The organism is Streptomyces corchorusii (genome assembly GCF_001514055.1).
GTDB lineage: Bacteria > Actinomycetota > Actinomycetes > Streptomycetales > Streptomycetaceae > Streptomyces > Streptomyces olivaceoviridis.
Genome location: NZ_KQ948360.1, coordinates 234,635 through 249,451, shown reverse-complemented (window position 1 = coordinate 249,451; position 14,817 = coordinate 234,635). Strand labels below are relative to the sequence as shown.

The 14,817-nt window shown below is 72.3% G+C and carries 13 protein-coding genes and 1 pseudogene; 8 read left to right on the top strand and 6 right to left on the bottom strand.

Going from position 1 to position 14,817, the window contains the following annotated elements:
* Positions 1-5: 5 nt before the first annotated feature.
* Positions 6-872, bottom strand: coding sequence for an LLM class F420-dependent oxidoreductase (locus AQJ11_RS26640; RefSeq protein ID WP_059264637.1), 867 nt, complete (start codon positions 870-872; stop codon positions 6-8).
* Positions 873-1,002: 130 nt separating this feature from the next.
* On the opposite strand from AQJ11_RS26640, the gene AQJ11_RS26635 reads away from it, so the two are divergent.
* The 5 genes from AQJ11_RS26635 to AQJ11_RS49940 all read left to right on the top strand — a co-directional run bounded on the left by AQJ11_RS26635 (position 1,003) and on the right by AQJ11_RS49940 (position 6,889).
* Complete coding sequence (locus AQJ11_RS26635; RefSeq protein WP_059264636.1) at positions 1,003-2,421, top strand: CehA/McbA family metallohydrolase; 1,419 nt, start codon at positions 1,003-1,005, stop codon at positions 2,419-2,421.
* A 91-nt stretch (positions 2,422-2,512) separates the two neighbouring features.
* Complete coding sequence (locus AQJ11_RS26630) at positions 2,513-2,908, top strand: nitroreductase/quinone reductase family protein (RefSeq protein ID WP_059264635.1); 396 nt, start codon at positions 2,513-2,515, stop codon at positions 2,906-2,908.
* A 288-nt stretch (positions 2,909-3,196) separates the two neighbouring features.
* Entirely contained in the window at positions 3,197-6,160 is a 2,964-nt protein-coding gene (gene afsR, locus AQJ11_RS26625) for an SARP-family global regulator AfsR (protein WP_159061692.1), read from the top strand.
* Between the two features lie 201 nt (positions 6,161-6,361).
* Positions 6,362-6,547 carry a regulatory protein AfsS gene (gene afsS / locus AQJ11_RS26620; RefSeq protein ID WP_059264634.1) on the top strand — a complete coding sequence of 62 codons (186 nt, stop codon included), beginning with the start codon at positions 6,362-6,364 and terminating at the stop codon, positions 6,545-6,547.
* Positions 6,548-6,733: 186 nt separating this feature from the next.
* Entirely contained in the window at positions 6,734-6,889 is a 156-nt protein-coding gene (locus tag AQJ11_RS49940) for a hypothetical protein (protein WP_167360878.1), read from the top strand.
* A 72-nt stretch (positions 6,890-6,961) separates the two neighbouring features.
* Here the strand turns inward: AQJ11_RS49940 and AQJ11_RS52450 are convergent, their stop codons facing one another.
* Entirely contained in the window at positions 6,962-7,576 is a 615-nt protein-coding gene (locus tag AQJ11_RS52450) for an ATP-binding protein (protein WP_059264633.1), read from the bottom strand.
* Positions 7,577-7,696: 120 nt separating this feature from the next.
* Here AQJ11_RS52450 and AQJ11_RS26610 point away from each other — a divergent pair, with 120 nt between their 5' ends.
* The 3 genes from AQJ11_RS26610 (at position 7,697) to AQJ11_RS51210 (ending at position 9,725) form a co-directional block, all read left to right on the top strand.
* A complete protein-coding gene (locus AQJ11_RS26610; protein WP_059264632.1) occupies positions 7,697-8,548 on the top strand; it encodes a helix-turn-helix domain-containing protein in 852 nt (283 codons plus the stop codon).
* Positions 8,529-8,732 carry a DUF397 domain-containing protein gene (locus AQJ11_RS26605; RefSeq protein ID WP_059264631.1) on the top strand — a complete coding sequence of 68 codons (204 nt, stop codon included), beginning with the start codon at positions 8,529-8,531 and terminating at the stop codon, positions 8,730-8,732. The genes AQJ11_RS26610 and AQJ11_RS26605 overlap by 20 nt, the downstream gene beginning before the upstream one ends.
* 270 nt (positions 8,733-9,002) lie before the next feature.
* On the top strand, positions 9,003-9,725 hold the full coding sequence (locus tag AQJ11_RS51210) for a hypothetical protein (RefSeq protein WP_244218356.1): 723 nt from the start codon (positions 9,003-9,005) through the stop codon (positions 9,723-9,725).
* Between the two features lie 817 nt (positions 9,726-10,542).
* Here AQJ11_RS51210 and AQJ11_RS52745 read toward each other — a convergent pair.
* The 4 genes and pseudogenes from AQJ11_RS52745 to kbpA form a co-directional block, all read right to left on the bottom strand.
* Positions 10,543-10,685 (bottom strand): annotated as a pseudogene (locus AQJ11_RS52745) (AMP-binding enzyme); the annotation flags it as partial.
* 115 nt (positions 10,686-10,800) lie between these two features.
* On the bottom strand, positions 10,801-11,352 hold the full coding sequence (locus AQJ11_RS26595) for a hypothetical protein (RefSeq protein WP_244218355.1): 552 nt from the start codon (positions 11,350-11,352) through the stop codon (positions 10,801-10,803).
* A 167-nt stretch (positions 11,353-11,519) separates the two neighbouring features.
* Positions 11,520-13,883, bottom strand: a complete 2,364-nt coding sequence (gene afsK / locus AQJ11_RS26590) for a protein serine/threonine kinase AfsK (RefSeq protein WP_014673318.1) — start codon at positions 13,881-13,883, stop codon at positions 11,520-11,522.
* 178 nt (positions 13,884-14,061) lie between these two features.
* Positions 14,062-14,796: an AfsK-binding protein KbpA gene (gene kbpA, locus AQJ11_RS26585; protein WP_086011545.1), complete on the bottom strand. Its 735-nt coding sequence runs from the start codon at positions 14,794-14,796 to the stop codon at positions 14,062-14,064.
* Between the last annotated feature and the right edge of the window lie 21 nt (positions 14,797-14,817).

Below are 14,817 nucleotides of genomic sequence, written 5' to 3'. Positions count from 1 at the left end.
TTTGATCACTGTTGCGGGGCACTGTCCGTGAGGAGGGGGCCGTAGGCGTCGAGCGCCCGCAGCACCTCCTCCTCCCGGGCCGGCGGCAACTGCACCACGACCTCCTCGATGCCCAGTTCGGCGTAGTGGGCGAGCTTGCCGGGGGTGGGCTGGACGGCGTACGGGACGACCTGGAGGGCGGCCGGGTCGCGGCCCGCGTCCGCCCACACCGAGCGCAGCACGGGCAGCGACTCGGACAGTCCGCGCCCCCCGATCGGCAGCCAGCCGTCGGCGTACTCGGCGATGTGCGCGAACAGCTTGGGTCCGGCGGCCCCGCCGACGAGCGTGCGGGGGCCGACGACCGGGCCGCGCGGCTTCTGGGCGGGCTTGGGGTGGGCGAAGCTGGCCCGTACGGCGCCGAACTGCCCCTCGTACGCGGTCGGCTCCTCGCTCCACAGCGCGCGCATCAGCGCCATCCGGTCCCGGACCAGCTCCCGGCGGGTCCGCCAGGTCACGCCGTGGTCGGCGGCCTCCTCCACGTTCCAGCCGTAGCCGAGGCCGAGGGTGAAACGGCCGCCGGACAGGTGGTCGAGGGAGGCGATCTGCTTGGCGAGGTCGATGGGGTCGTGCTGGGCGACGAGGGTGATGCCGGTACCGAGCGCCAGCCGCCGGGTCACGGCCGCGGCCTGGGCCAGGGCCACGAAGGGGTCGAGGGTGCGGCCGTACTCGCGCGGGAGGTCGCCGCCGGCGGGGTAGGGGGTGGTGCGGTCGACCGGGATGTGGGTGTGTTCCGGGAGGTAGAGGCCGCAGAACCCGCGTTGTTCCAGTTCGCGGGCGAGGTGGGTGGGGGTGATGGTCTCGTCGGTGAGGAAGATCGTGACGGAGATGCGCATGGGGCATCGTACCGACCGGTTGGTCGCTCGTCAGGGGTGCGTGCGGGTCCGTCGCGGCTTGCCGCGCCCACGCGGGAGCGGCGCATATCGATACTGTCCCGCGCTCCGGCGGGCGCCTACCGTGGGCCTTGTGACCACCTTGCGCGGCACTCTCCCCCCGGGCTCCCCCGACTACGTCTACGTCCCGTTCGAAGTACCGCCGGGCACGGCGGAGTTGCGGGTCTCCTACACCTACGACAAACCCCCCGTCCCGCCCGGCACCCCCGGCAACGCCCTCGACATCGGGCTGTTCGACACGCGCGGTACCGATCTGGGCGGGCGGGGGTTCCGGGGGTGGTCGGGCGGGGCACGCGGCGAGTTCTTCGTGCGGGCGGACGCGGCGACGCCCGGGTACCTCCCGGGGCCGCTGACGCCCGGCACCTGGTCCCTCGTGCTCGGGCCGTACACCGTGGCGCCGCAGGGGCTGTCGTACGAGGTGACCGTCACGCTGACGGAGGGGGCGGCCGGAAAGACGCCCGAGCCGGTGTACCCGCCGGACCGGGCCCGCGGGCGGGGGCGGGACTGGTACCGGGGCGACTGCCATCTGCACTCCTGGCACTCCGACGGGCGCCGCACCCCGGCCGAGATCGCGGACCTGGCCCGCGCGGCCGGGCTCGACTTCCTCAACAGCTCCGACCACAACACGCACGCCTCGCACGCCCACTGGGCCGACGCGGCCGGCGACGACCTGCTGGTGCTGCTCGGCGAGGAGGTCACCACCAGGAACGGGCACGTCCTGGCGCTCGGCACCGAGCCGGGCACCTTCGTCGACTGGCGCTACCGGGCCAGGGACGGCCGCTGGGCGCACTTCGCGCGGGAGATCCGGCGGGCCGGCGGTCTGGTCGTCCCGGCCCATCCGCACGCCGACTGCGTGGGCTGCGGCTGGAAGTTCGGGTTCGCGCGGGCGGACGTCGTGGAGGTGTGGAACGGGCCCTGGACACCCGACGACGAACTGGCGCTGGCGGCCTGGGACGCGGGGCTGGTGGCGTCGGCGCGGGGCGAGCGTGCGTGGCTGCCGGCGATGGGCAACAGCGACGCCCATCGCGCCCCGGACGTCGTCGGGCTGCCCCAGACGGTCGTCCTCGCCGACGGCCTGACCCGGGAGGCGATCCAGGAGGGCCTGCGGGCCGGGCGGTCGTACGTGGCCGAGTCACGGCAGGTCTCGCTGGCGTTCTCCGTGACGGCCGAAGACGGTGAACGGGCCGGGATCGGGGAGCGGTTGGCGGCCCGGCACGACACCCCGGTGACCGTCCGGCTGGAGGTGTCCGGGGCGCCGCGCTGCTCGGTGCGGTTCGTCACCGACCAGGGCGTGCTGTACACCGGCGAACCGCTGCCGGTGTCCGGCACGGGCACCGTGGAGTGGCGCACCACCCCGGACCGCGCGGCCTATGTGCGGGCCGAACTACGGCACGAGACGGCGCTCGGCCCGGTGCCGGGGGCGATGGCCGCGTTCACCAACCCGGCCTTCCTCGGACACGCGGAAGCCGGGGGGTCCGGGGCGGCGCGGTGAGGCGGGTGCGGGGCGTGGCCCCGTTGCGCTCCATCATGGCGTGGTGGAGGCTGGCGTCCTCGGGCCGGGAGAGAACAGGGGAGCCGGAGTCATGCCAGGCCGCGCAGACCGCAAGCACCGCGTCGTGACCCGTTTCCAGCGGTACGTCGCCAACCCGCTCATCCGGCGCCTGCCGTTCCAGAACCTGCTGGAGACCACCGGCCGGACCTCCGGCCTGCCCCGGCGGACCCCGGTCGGCGGGCGCCGGGTCGGCAGCTCCTACTGGCTGGTCTCCGAGTTCGGCCTGAAGTCGCAGTACGTGCGCAACATCCAGGCCGACCCCACGGTCCGGGTCCGCATCGCCGGCCGCTGGCACCACGGCACCGCCCACCTGCTCCCCGACGACGACCCCGCGGCCAGGCTGCGCACCCTGCCCCGCCTCAACAGCGCGGCGGTACGCGCGCTCGGCACGGACCTGCTGACCGTACGGGTGGACCTGACCGACTGAGCCCCGTCGCCCGCCGGTTCCTCAGCCCGGCCACACCCCGGGCGGCTCCACGGTGTGGTCGTCGACGGAGATGGTCAGCGGTAACTGTGCGGTCTCCATGTCCTGCACGGCAGCGGCACTCTGACGAAGCGTCAGCTACCGGTGTCCGGCAGCCGGCATGCGGAGAGGTTGTGAGGGCTTCGTGCACCCAGGGCGGCCCGCTGTGATCGGCGTCTCCCACGGCTGACGCAACCGCCCGGAACAAGGCAAACTGACGGGGTTGTTCGTGATGCCGAGGGGGACGAACGCATGGACGGTGGGCCGCGAGTACCCGAGCAGCGGCGTGCCGGCTCCGCGCCCGTCGCGGAGCCCGGCCCGCTGCGCTTCGGCGTGCTCGGTCCGGTGCGGGCCTGGCACGGCGAGGAGGCGCTCAGCACGGGCTCCCCCCAGCAGCGCGCCCTGCTGGCCGCCCTGCTGCTGCGCGAGGGCCGTACGGCCACGGCGGCGGAGCTCATCGACGCGCTGTGGGGGCCCGAGCCGCCGTCCCAGGCACTGGCGGCGGTCCGCACGTACGCCTCCCGGCTGCGCAAGGTGCTCAGCCACGGCGTCCTGATCAGCGAGTCCGGCGGGTACGCGATCCGGGGCCTGCGCGAAGGCGCCCTGGACCTGGCGGTCGCGCAGGACCTGGCGGCGGAGGCGGAGAAGGCGCGGGGCACCGGGGAGCTCGGCCGGGCCCGCGCGCTGCTCAACCAGGCCCTCGACCTGTGGGACGGCGAACCCCTGGCCGGCGTCCCCGGCCCGTACGCCGAGGCCCAGCGGGCCCGCCTGGAGGAGTGGCGGCTCGGCCTGCTGGAGACCCGCCTGGACCTGGACCTGGAACAGGGCTGCCACGCGGAGGCGGTCTCGGAACTGACGGCCCTGACGGCGGCGCACCCGCTCCGGGAGCGCCTGCGCGAACTGCTGATGCTGGCGCTGTACAGGAGCGGACGCCAGGCGGAGGCCCTCGCGGTCTACGCCGACACCCGCCGCCTGCTGTCGGAGGAGCTGGGGGTCGACCCCCGCCCGGGACTCAGCGAACTCCAGCAGCGCATCCTCCAGGCGGACCCGGCCCTGGCGGAACCGTCCGCCCCCGTGACGGAGCCGACGGCGGCCCCGGTCCGCCCGGCCCAGCTCCCCGCCTCCGTCCCCGACTTCACCGGCCGTTCCTCCTTCGTGACGGACCTGACCGAGGTGCTGTCCTCGGCGTCCGAGGCGGGGGGCCGGGTGATGGCGGTCTCGGCCCTGGCCGGCATCGGCGGCGTGGGCAAGACGACGCTGGCGGTCCACGTGGCCCACCGGGCCCGCCCGGTCTTCCCCGACGGCCAGCTGTACGTGGACCTCCAGGGCGCGGGCCCCCGCCCGGCCGAACCCGAAACGGTCCTGGGCTCCTTCCTGCGGGCGCTGGGCACACCCGACACCGCGATCCCCGACTCCCTGGAGGAACGCTCGGCGCTCTACCGCTCAGTCCTGGACGGCCGCCGGGTCCTGGTCCTGCTGGACAACGCGAAGGACGCGGCCCAGGTGCGGCCCCTGCTCCCCGGCACCGAGGGCTGCGCGGCCCTGGTCACCTCCCGCGTCCGCATGCTCGACCTCGCCGGCGCCCACCTGGTCGACCTGGACGTCATGTCCCCCGACGAGGCGCTGGCCCTCTTCACGAGGATCGTGGGCGAGGAGCGGGTGGCGGCGGAGCGCGAGGCCGCGCTGGACGTGGTGGCGGCCTGCGGCTTCCTCCCGCTGGCGATCCGCATCGCGGCGTCCCGCCTGGCGGCCCGCCGCACCTGGACGGTCTCCGTCCTGGCGGCCAAGCTGGCGGACGAACGGCGCCGCCTGGACGAGTTGCAGGCCGGCGACCTGGCGGTGAAGGCCACCTTCGAACTGGGCTACGGCCAACTGGAGCCGGCCCAGGCCCGGGCCTTCCGCCTGCTGGGCCTGGCCGACGGCCCGGACATCTCCCTCGCCGCGGCGGCAGCGGTCCTGGACCTCCCCCCGGAGGACACGGAGGACCTCCTGGAGTCCCTGGTGGACACGTCCCTCCTGGAGTCGGCGGCCCCGGGCCGCTACCGCTTCCACGACCTGGTCCGCCTGTACGCCCGGTCATGCGCGGAAAGGGACGAGTGGCCGCCCAGCGAGCGGGAGGCGGCTATGTCTCGGGTGCTGGATTTTTATCTGGCGACGGCAGCGCGGGTTTATGCGATGGAGCGGCCGGGGGACCGGTTGGTGGAGCACCTGGAGCCGACCGAGTACCCGGGGCTGATTTTTGACAATCGCCAAGAGGCACTGGACTGGCTGTACTGCGAGGCCAACTGCTTGCTGGCATCGGCTCGTCAGGCCTTGGGCGACCTCAGAATCCGCCGGGGCGTGGACCTTCTATGGGCTGCCAAAGATCTAGGGGAGTCAGGGGCCAACTCCAAGCAGTACGAGTCTGTCGCGCTCACCGCCAGAGATGCCGCCCAGGCATCGGGCGACGCGCACGCTGAAGGCCGCGCCCGTACTGTGCTGACGAACGTCCACCTCGTGGCGGGCCGCTACAGCGAGGCGGACGAGGAAGCTCGACTGGCAGGCCTGCTTGCGGAGACAGCCGAAGATCCCACGCCGGTCTTCTGGACGAGCAACGACCGGGGAATCATCGGCCTCAATCAGGGCCGCTACGCGGACGCTGAGCAACACCTCATGCGCGCCATCGAAGCGTCGCGGCAGGATGGCAACCTCGCAGGTGAAGCAAGCGCTCTGTGCAACTTGTCGCGCGTCCACCTGGCCATGGGACGCACCGGCCATGCGATAACGCTTGCCCAGCAGGGAATCGATCTGTACGACCGCCTGGGAGCCACCGTCCGTCTGGCAAATGCCCGGTACGCCTTGGGGCTCGCGTTGACCGAGGCTGGACGACCGTCCGAGGCCCTCGCGCAGCTTACGGACGCCCTGAACACGTTCCAGACGAACCGGCAGCGTCTGTGGGAGGGGACGACTCACTTCCGTATCGCGCAGGCTCACCTCGTGGGGCGGCAACACACGTTGTCCGCCAAACACGCAGAGCAAGCACTGGCCATTGGATGCATCGGCGGTGACCGCGTGCGCGCCGGCGTCCTCACAGCCTTGGGTCGATCGTTGTCTGGTTTGGGCCAGGTCGACCGCGCACGGGTCTGTTGGCTTGAGGCGCTGCCCCTCTATGAGCAATCCGGCGCTCCGGAGGCCGACGCCGTCCGGGCGCTGCTGTCACCGGTCTCCACAGCCTGACGGGCGACAGCGGCGTTCATCGATTGTTTATGCCTCGCTGGCATGCTCAACCCATCGACCCGTCGCGTCGGGGGGCAGGCGGGCCGCTGCGGGACTCGACAGATATGCGAGAGTCCTGTCAGGTCCCTGCTCGGGAGCACTCGGGGGAGTTACCGGGCAGGGGCCGCTCAGATCCAACTCACCTTCAGGGGAGCCGTGCACATGGCCGAGGCCAAGAAGAAGTCCGAGGACATCATCACGCTGGACAACCACTCGCCGGTCCCGCCGATCGACGACGCGATCACCACCATGGACAACCACTCGCCCGTCCCGCCGATCGACGACGCGATCACCACCATGGACAACCACTCGCCCGTCCCGCCCGCCCTGGAGCTGGACGGCAAGTAAGTCCTGAGGACTTCCATCCCGACGGGGATCGGCCGCGGCGGCGCGGAGGGGGAGCCGCCGCGGCCGAGGCGTGTGCGGGGCAAGATCCAGCCGATCTGCGGCGGGAACTGTTCGAATTCATCGAACAACTCCCGCCTCAGGAGCTAACGTCGGCCACCGATGCCGGTTCAACAACGGGAGGACGCTATGACGCTCACCAAGAAGATCGTGGCCACCGCCGCCCTGATCCTCGGAGCCACCGCCGCCGCTGCGAGCCCTGCGCTGGCCGACAACGCCATGCCCGTGAGCCCGGGGAACGGTCAGGCAACGGTCGTCACCACCCAGGACAACCACATGCCGTGACACGGCAGCACACCTCCGAGGGGCCGGGCGGAAGCTCGGCCCCTTGTCGTGTGCTCCCGCCGAGGTGGCCGGTCACTCTTCCTCCGCCAGCTCACACCACACGGTCTTCTCCACCCCCTGCTCCACACCCCACCGAACGGTCACCGCGTCGATCAGGGCGAGGCCACGACCCACTTCAGCGTCGTCCGTGGCAGGCAGGAGTACGGGGAGGGCTTGCGCCTCCGGGTCGGTGACCTCGACGCGAATGCGACCACCGTCCGTCCGGGCCACCCGTACACGAACGCTGACCCCCTCCCCCACATGCCGGATGACGTTGCCGACGAGTTCGGTGACGCAGAGCTGGACGTCGGCGCAGGGCGCGTCCAGGTAGCGGCGGACGGTACGGCGCAACCCTTGGAGTGCCTTCGGTACGGCGACCACCTCCACGTCCAGCGGTGACCGGCTCGGTGGAGGTACCTCACGCCGCAGCGCCCTCGCCAGCCTGCGCGCCGTCGCCACATTGCAGTTGCCGAGTGCGACCAGGCCGGCCGACGGCTGGTACGTCCCCGCGAAGCTCGGCAGGTCCACCCGCAGCGAGGGCAGGGTGATCCCGTGTGTGGACAGCGCGTCGCGCAGATCGTCCACGCAGAGAGTGGTGTCGTGAGCGGAGTTGCCCCGCTGGGTGGAGGGAAGATTCGAGGACGACACGATTGTGTACGCCTTCCTGTGCGCTCTGTGACGAAACAGTCACACAGTGACGCCCGCGCCGGTACCTTTTGAAGAGGTTTCGGCTGCGCAAGCGCAAGTGGCAAACGGCGGTGACGAGTTATGCCCCCACGCAAAGACCCAGACGCCTCGGCGAACGTCCCCTCCTTCTACGGCGCCGAGTTGCGCTATCAGCGTGAGCTGGCGGGACTGACCTTGGAGCAACTGGCGGAGGGAAGTTTCCGGGGCGTGCCGTTCCTGAGCCAGATCGAGCGGGGAGAGCGACGGATGCCGGTGGATCTGGCCCGGCACGTCGACAAGGTGCTGGGGACGGACGGGTTTTTCGAGCGGCGGTGTGAAGACGCCCGCCGGGCACGACAGTCGGGGCATGCGGAGTACTTCGCGGATGTGGCGGAGATGGAGCGGCATGCGGAGACGATCGAGGACTGGGCTCCGATGCTCGTACCGGGGCTGCTCCAGACAGCGTCATACGCCCGCGCGATCGTGCGTGCCGCCATGCCCCGAGCCTCGGATGAGGAGGTCGAGGAGAAGATCAACGCCCGCATGAACCGGGCCAAGCTCTTCGACGCGGAAAACCCGCCGAAGTTCTGGGCGATCCTGGACCAGTCGTTGCTCCAGCGCCCAGCACTCCCCTACGAGCAGATGGCAGAACTCCTCGACCACATCACTCAGGTGGTGAGGAACACGCACTCCATTCTGCAGATCCTCCCGCAAACCACCGGCGCCCATCCGTTCATGATGGGCATGACCAGGTTCATGACCTTCGCGGACGCACCTCCAGTGGTGTACACGGAGTACCTACACAGCGGCCAAGTCATCGACTATCCAGCGCTCGTGAAGCAGTACCGCGAGTCGTACGATCTGCTCAGGGCCGCCGCACTGCCGCCTGAGGCGTCCCTTGCGATCATCGAGGCTGCGGCAGAGGACTACCGAGATGGCAAGCACCGGGATTGACCTGAGCAATGTCGTGTGGCGCAAGAGCAGCTACAGCAATGGCACCGGGGGCGAGTGCGTCGAGGTCTCGGACACTCGCCCCGGCATCGTCCCCGTCCGCGACTCCAAGAAGCCCCACAACGGCCCCGTACTCCTCTTCCGCCCCCTCGCCTGGAGCACCTTCCTCGACTCCCTGAAGGGCTGACCACACCGGTTATCCACAGGGCAAGCGGCAGGGCGCGGATTCTGCGATCTTGCCCGTGTGGAGCGGATGGACTTGAGGGCGCTGGCGGACAGAGGCGTCCTCCTCACCTCATGTGCCGTGGCGGCCGGCTGGCCCAGGCGTAGCCTGACGCGTGCGCTGCGGGCGGAGGGGTGGACGCAACTCCGGCACGGCGCCTGGTCCGAGCCGGGGCGCGACCCGGACCTGCTCACGCACCTCCGGGCCGTCCAACTCCGCGTACCGCGACTCGTGGTGAGCCACGGTTCGGCGGCCGGCCTCTGGCGGATCGAGCTGCTCGACGGTAGCCGCAGCGCGCCGCTGGACTTCATCGACCCGCACCTCAGCATCCACCGCCTGGGCAGCGGCGTGCGCGTGCACCGGATGCCGCTCGGCAGAGGTGAGGTGGTGGAGAGGCAGGGACTACGGCTCACCACCCCGATCCGCACGTGCGCCGACCTTCTCCGCCGCGGGCCCAGGGACGAGGCGGTAGTCGCCGTGGACTCGGCCCTGACGTACCGCAGGGTCGGGCGAGTCCGGCGCGCACCGCTGCTCCGGAGGGAGCAGATCGCAGCCGCGCTGGGTAAGACCTCGCAGGGGTCGCTCCGGGCGCGGGACTGGCTCCGGCTGACCGACCCGCTCGCCGGCTCCTCCGCCGAGACGGTCGCCCGGCTGCGCATGTACGACGCCGACCTGCACCCCGAGAGCCAAGCCGAGCTGCGCACCCCGGACGGCAGTCGCCGCGTCGTCGACTTCCTCTTCCGGGCGGCAGGGCTCGCCGTGGAGATCGAGGGCTACGCCTACCACGGCACCCGTGAAGCCCACCGCAGGGACATCGACCGCTTCAACCAGCTCCTCCGCTGCCCCGAGATCCGAAGCCTCCTCCGCTTCAGCGCCGAGGACGTTTTCCGGCGGCCTGCGTACATGGTCGCGGAGATCAGGGCCACGCTGGCTTCTCTGACCGGCGATTCCAAGTGACCGTTGGGCCGCTCGCTTCTCGGCCAGTGTCGTGCTTCCGCGGTCCGCGTCAAGGGCGCTGCGCGTCGCCTTCGGCGATGGGCCTCCGGCCCACCCTTGACCCGGCCCGCTCCAGCACGGGGAAGAAGCGAGCGAGCGGCCCGGAAAGGCGGTGGCCCCGGCCGGTACCGGGCCCTCGGGTCGGCTGGGTCCGCATCGTCGGCAGGGCTGCGCGAACGCGCCTCGCCAGCACGCCGGGAGGGCTAAGCGGCGAACGGCGAGTGGGTGGGGCGCGGCAGCGCCTCGCATGCACGCCGGGTGAGATCGGCGGCTGCGGCTCATGCCCTCCCCGGGCCTCGCCCCGCCCCTCCAGAGGGTGATGGGCGCAATTGGGCCAAGAGGCGGGGTGGGTCGGATGGCGGGAGGTCCGCTGGGGTGGCCCACATCCGCCAATCACTGGTCCCGTGTGACCAGAGAGGCTCATGGGACGCCAGCCCAGCCATCCCCTCGCTCCCACCCACCGGCCGCAAGCCGCCGAACCGCCCCGGCGTGCAGGCGAGGTGCGGGGGCGCCCCCCACTCACCGTTCGCCGCCGAACCCACCCGGCGTGCAGGCGAGGCGCCGACGCGTGCCCCTCGCGCCGGGTGCGTGCCCGGCTTGCTCAAGGGCCCCGCGCCGGTGAGGGGGCCAGTTTCCCCCGGCCGCCCGCTCGCTTCTACCCCGTGCTGGAGTGAGCCGAGTCAAGGGTGGCCCGGAGGGCCATCGCCGAAGGCGACGCGCAGCGCCCTTTACTCGGCTCACGGAAGCACGACACTGGCCAAGAAGCGGGCGGCCGGGTTCAGCCAGCAGCAACCCTTTCGACGCCGGGGCGTACCTTTCCGCTCGCGTTGCGGGGCAGGGTCGGTACGAACTCCACCGACGTCGGCACCTTGTAGTTCGCCATCTCCCGGCGGACCAGGCGATCAGGTCGTCCGAGGTCAACGGCGGCCGGCCGTGCAGGGCACCGTGCGGGCGTTGTGAGCGGCCCGGGAGGCCGGGCGCGCGGCAGGCGGAGCTGTTCGCCGCCCGCCGCGCGGAGTTCAGGACGCGGTGAGGTTCACCAGTGGTAGGAGGCGACCGGGTCGAGGTCGCAGTGGTCGACCTCCGGGACGCTCTCCTTCGCGTTGTCCACCGGCACCCGGACGGTCTTCGTGCCGTGCGCGGGCACGTCGACCTCCTTGATGGTGCCGTTGACCGTCATGTCGTCCGCGTCCTCGAAGGTGATGTGGACGTCGAAGCTGCTCTTGGTGGCGTTCGGGTTGGTGACCTCGATGGTCGCGTAGGGCTTCTTCACCGTCGCGCAGCTCACCAGCCGCGCCGTGCCGTCCTGGTGGCCGGAGGGGGTCGATCCGCCGGACGAGCTGCCGGAGGTGCCGTCGCCGTAGGAGTCGTCGTCGTAGTCGTCGTAGTCGCGGTGCGTGCCCGAGCCGTAGCCGCCGCCCGACGACGTGGACGAGGAGCTGTCGTGGTCCTGGCTGGAGCTGCTGCACCCGCCGCCGCCGCCGTGGCCGCCGCCGTGTCCGTGGCCGCGGCTGCTGAACCCGGTCAGGGCCAGGACGACCAGGGCCGATACCGCCGTCAGTCTGAGCATGTGTCCCCGTCGATGCATGCCGAGCACTCTAGAGGACGCCTGTCACGGTCATGCCACAGTGTGGCGACCGCCGCGTGCCCGGCGTAGCGTCTGCCCTGAGAGCGGTGGAGGCCGCACCGCTCCCCCGCGACGACGGCCGCCGTCCCAGGCCCTTCCGTGTAACCGGTACGACGGCCGTCTCCCGCTCACGCGGTCCGCGCGGTGCCCGTGCCCTTCTCCGCGTCCAGCGCGTACACGCACCGGTCCTTGCTGCACGCGTACACCACGCCGTCCTTGACCACCGGGGAGCCGGTGATCTCGCCGCCGGTCGCGAGCTTCCAGCGCAGGCGCCCGTCGTCGGCCTTCAGGGTGTAGAGGAGGTGGTCGGTGGAGCCGAAGTGGATGCGGCCCTCCGCCACCGCGGGCGCGCCCACGACGTCGCCGCCCGCCTGGAAGCGCCACTTGGGGGTGCCGGTGACCGCGTCCAGGGTGTACAGGCCCTTGCCGCTGCCGACGTGCACGTGCCCGGCGGCCACCAGGACCGGCTCGACGGAGGAGCGGGCCTCGGTGGCGATGCGCCAGCGGTCGCGGCCGTCGGCGGCGTCGAGGGCGTAGACCGTGCCGAGGTAGTCGGCGAGGTAGACGCCGCCGCCGGTGACGGCCGGGCCCGGGGCGAAGGCCGGCGGGCTCAGGAAGACCGCCGGGGCCTCGAAGTGCCAGCGGACCATGCCGCTGACCGCCTCGATGGCGAGGACGCGGGTGCCCGCGGAGACGTAGACGCAGCCGTCGGGGGCCGGGACCAGCCGCACCGGGACGCCGCCGCAGGAGGCCGCGTCACCGATGGGGTACGACCAGCGCTCCTCGCCGGTGCGGGCCTCCAGGGCGCGCAGCCGGGCGTCCTGCCAGACGTAGACCGTGCCGTCGTGCACGACCGCGCCCGCCTCGGGGGACTCGAAGTCGGTCTGGCAGCCGGTGATCTCCCACAGCTTCTGCCCGCTCGTCGCCTCCCAGGCCTGGACGCCGCCGCCGCGGGTGCCGGTGACGACGGTGCCGCGGTCGGCCTTGAGGGAGTACACCCAAGCGTCCGTGGACAGCCGCCACAGGTCGGTGCCCTCGCGGGCGTCCAGGGCGAACAGGGTGGGGCCGTCGGAGGCGTGGATACGGCCGTCCGCGACCGCCATGGACCAGGCGACGTCCCGGGTCTTGAAGCGGCGGCGGCCGGTGGCCACGTCCAGGGCGTGCACCTCGAAGGAGGTGACGTAGACCAGGTCGCCGTCGACGGAGGGGGTGCCCCACACGTCGTTGGACATGCGGAACCGCCAGGGGCGCCAGCCGGCCGCCGTCTCCGGGGGCTGCGGCGGCACGGGCGGTACGGCGGGGTCGGCGCCGGCCACGCCGGGGCGGGGCCGGGACCAGCTGGCCACCAGGCCGGCCTCGGGCGGCGGCGCCTTGACGGCGGCGGCGCGGGCGTCGGCGACCCGGGGGCCGGGGCCGATGGGCACCTGGGCGCCGGCCAGCCGGACCGGGCCGGTGTCGGGGGCGCCGACCGGGACGGGGACCGCGGCGCTCGCGGGCGCCGGGACCGGCGGGTCGTACGGCGGGGGCGGGGGCACGGCCTGCCGGCCGCCGCTGCGCGGGCCGCCGGTCGGGGCCGGGGCGGGCTTGACGGCGGGGCGTCCGCCGCGGCGAGCCTCGATGAGGGCGACCGCCTTCTCCGGCAGCCAGGCGGAGGCGGTGCCGCTGTCGTCGGAGCCGGAGCCGAAGAGGTGCGGGGCGAGCTGGGCCTGGAGGTCGGCCGGGGTGGGGCGGTTCGTGGCCTCCATCTGCATGCAGAGCTCGATCAGCGGGCGCAGCTCGTCCGGCAGGCCGGTGAGGTCGGGGCCCTCGCGGAGCAGCATGAAGACGGTCTCGACCGGGTTGGCGCCGTGGAAGGGCGGGTGGCCGGTGGCCGCGAAGACCAGCATGGAGCCGAGCGAGAAGACGTCGCTGGCGCCGGTGACGCTGCGGGAGTCCTTGGCCTGCTCCGGGGACATGTAGGCGGGGGTGCCGACGGCGACGTTCGTCATCGTCAGACGGGTGTTCGAGACGCCGGAGGCGATACCGAAGTCGATCACCCGGGGGCCGTCCTCGACCACGAGCACGTTGGAGGGCTTGAGGTCGCGGTGGACCAGCCCGGCGCCGTGGATGGACTGGAGGGCCTCCGCCACGCCGGCCGCGAGCCAGCGCACGGCCTGGGCCGGGAGCGGCCCGCACTCGTTCACTATCTCTTCGAGCGAGGGGGCGGGGACGTAGGCGGTGGCCAGCCAGGGCACGGCGGCGCGCGGGTCGGCGTCGACCACGGCCGCGGTGTAGAAGCCGGAGACCGCGCGGGCCGCCTCCACCTCGCGGGTGAAGCGGACGCGGAAGAGCTGGTCCTCGGCCAGCTCGGTGCGCACCGTCTTGATCGCCACGCGCCGGCCGGACGCCGAGCGCGCGAGATAGACCAGCCCCATGCCGCCGGCGCCCAGCCGGCCCAGCACCTCGAACGGCCCGATCCGCCGCGGATCGTGCTGCGTCAGCTGATCCACCACTGCCTGCCACCTCCCCGTACGAGCCGCGCCACTCTCCGTATGTACGCGACCGAAGTGCAGCGTCTCACCACCGCACCGCCATGGCGGCACGCACCCCGATTCTTCCTGGCCGGGCGGCTGGTTGCGAACCCGGTGACAATCGGGGTGTCTCACACTGAAACATCCCAAAGGGGGTGCATCAGCGCTGGAGCAGTGCGAACGACGCCCCCTGATTGTCGGTGACGACGGCCACCACTCCGTACGACGTCCCGAAGGGCGGCGCCTGCACCCGCCCGCCGAGCCGGTGGACGGCCCCGAGGGCGTCCCCCAGATCCGCGACCCGGAAGTGGACGAGGAAGTGCGGGGGCATCTCGGCCGGGAAGACGTCGGTGACCTCCGCGCGGCCGAAGTCGGGCTCGGCGTCGGTGCCGAACAGGGCGTCGTGGAAGAGACCGCCGTAGAAGGTGTTGGCCGCGGCGGTGTCCCGGGTGTAGAGCTCGGCCCAGACGAAGGTGTTCGGCCGGCGCCGCCGCCCGAAGCCGCGGTGGGTGCCGGGCTGCCACAGGCCGAAGACCGCGCCCTCCGGGTCGGCGGCCAGGGCGGCGACGCCGAGGTCGCCCACCGGGTACGGGGCCGTGACCACCTGCCCGCCGGCCGCCGTGATCCGCCGGCCGAGGGCCCCGGCGTCCGAGGTGCAGAAGGAGACGGTCCACACCGTCGGCATCCGGCCGTCCGTCTTGGGGGCCAGCGCGGCGACGGGGTCGCCGTCCAGCAGGGCCCACACGGAGGAGCCGTGCGCCTCCTCGAAGGTCCACCCGAAAAGCTCACCGTAGAACCGCTTGCCCGCCTCGACGTCGGGCAGCTGGGCGTCCACCCAGCAGGGGACGCCCTCCCCGTATGTCTCTTCGTTCGTGGATGCCCTGTTTTCGGCCATGTCGTCAAACTTAACCGGGTC

Bases quoted from the DNA above. Each gene is read 5' to 3' on its own strand.
- afsR (WP_159061692.1), top strand. From the start codon at position 3,197: ATGGACGGTGGGCCGCGAGTACCCGAGCAGCGGCGTGCCGGCTCCGCG.
- AQJ11_RS26605 (WP_059264631.1), top strand. From the start codon at position 8,529: ATGGCAAGCACCGGGATTGACCTGAGCAATGTCGTGTGGCGCAAGAGC.
- AQJ11_RS49940 (WP_167360878.1), top strand. From the start codon at position 6,734: ATGACGCTCACCAAGAAGATCGTGGCCACCGCCGCCCTGATCCTCGGA.
- AQJ11_RS26595 (WP_244218355.1), bottom strand. From the start codon at position 11,352: ATGCATCGACGGGGACACATGCTCAGACTGACGGCGGTATCGGCCCTG.
- kbpA (WP_086011545.1), bottom strand. From the start codon at position 14,796: ATGGCCGAAAACAGGGCATCCACGAACGAAGAGACATACGGGGAGGGC.
- AQJ11_RS26630 (WP_059264635.1), top strand. From the start codon at position 2,513: ATGCCAGGCCGCGCAGACCGCAAGCACCGCGTCGTGACCCGTTTCCAG.
- AQJ11_RS26610 (WP_059264632.1), top strand. From the start codon at position 7,697: ATGCCCCCACGCAAAGACCCAGACGCCTCGGCGAACGTCCCCTCCTTC.
- AQJ11_RS26640 (WP_059264637.1), bottom strand. From the start codon at position 872: ATGCGCATCTCCGTCACGATCTTCCTCACCGACGAGACCATCACCCCC.
- afsS (WP_059264634.1), top strand. From the start codon at position 6,362: ATGGCCGAGGCCAAGAAGAAGTCCGAGGACATCATCACGCTGGACAAC.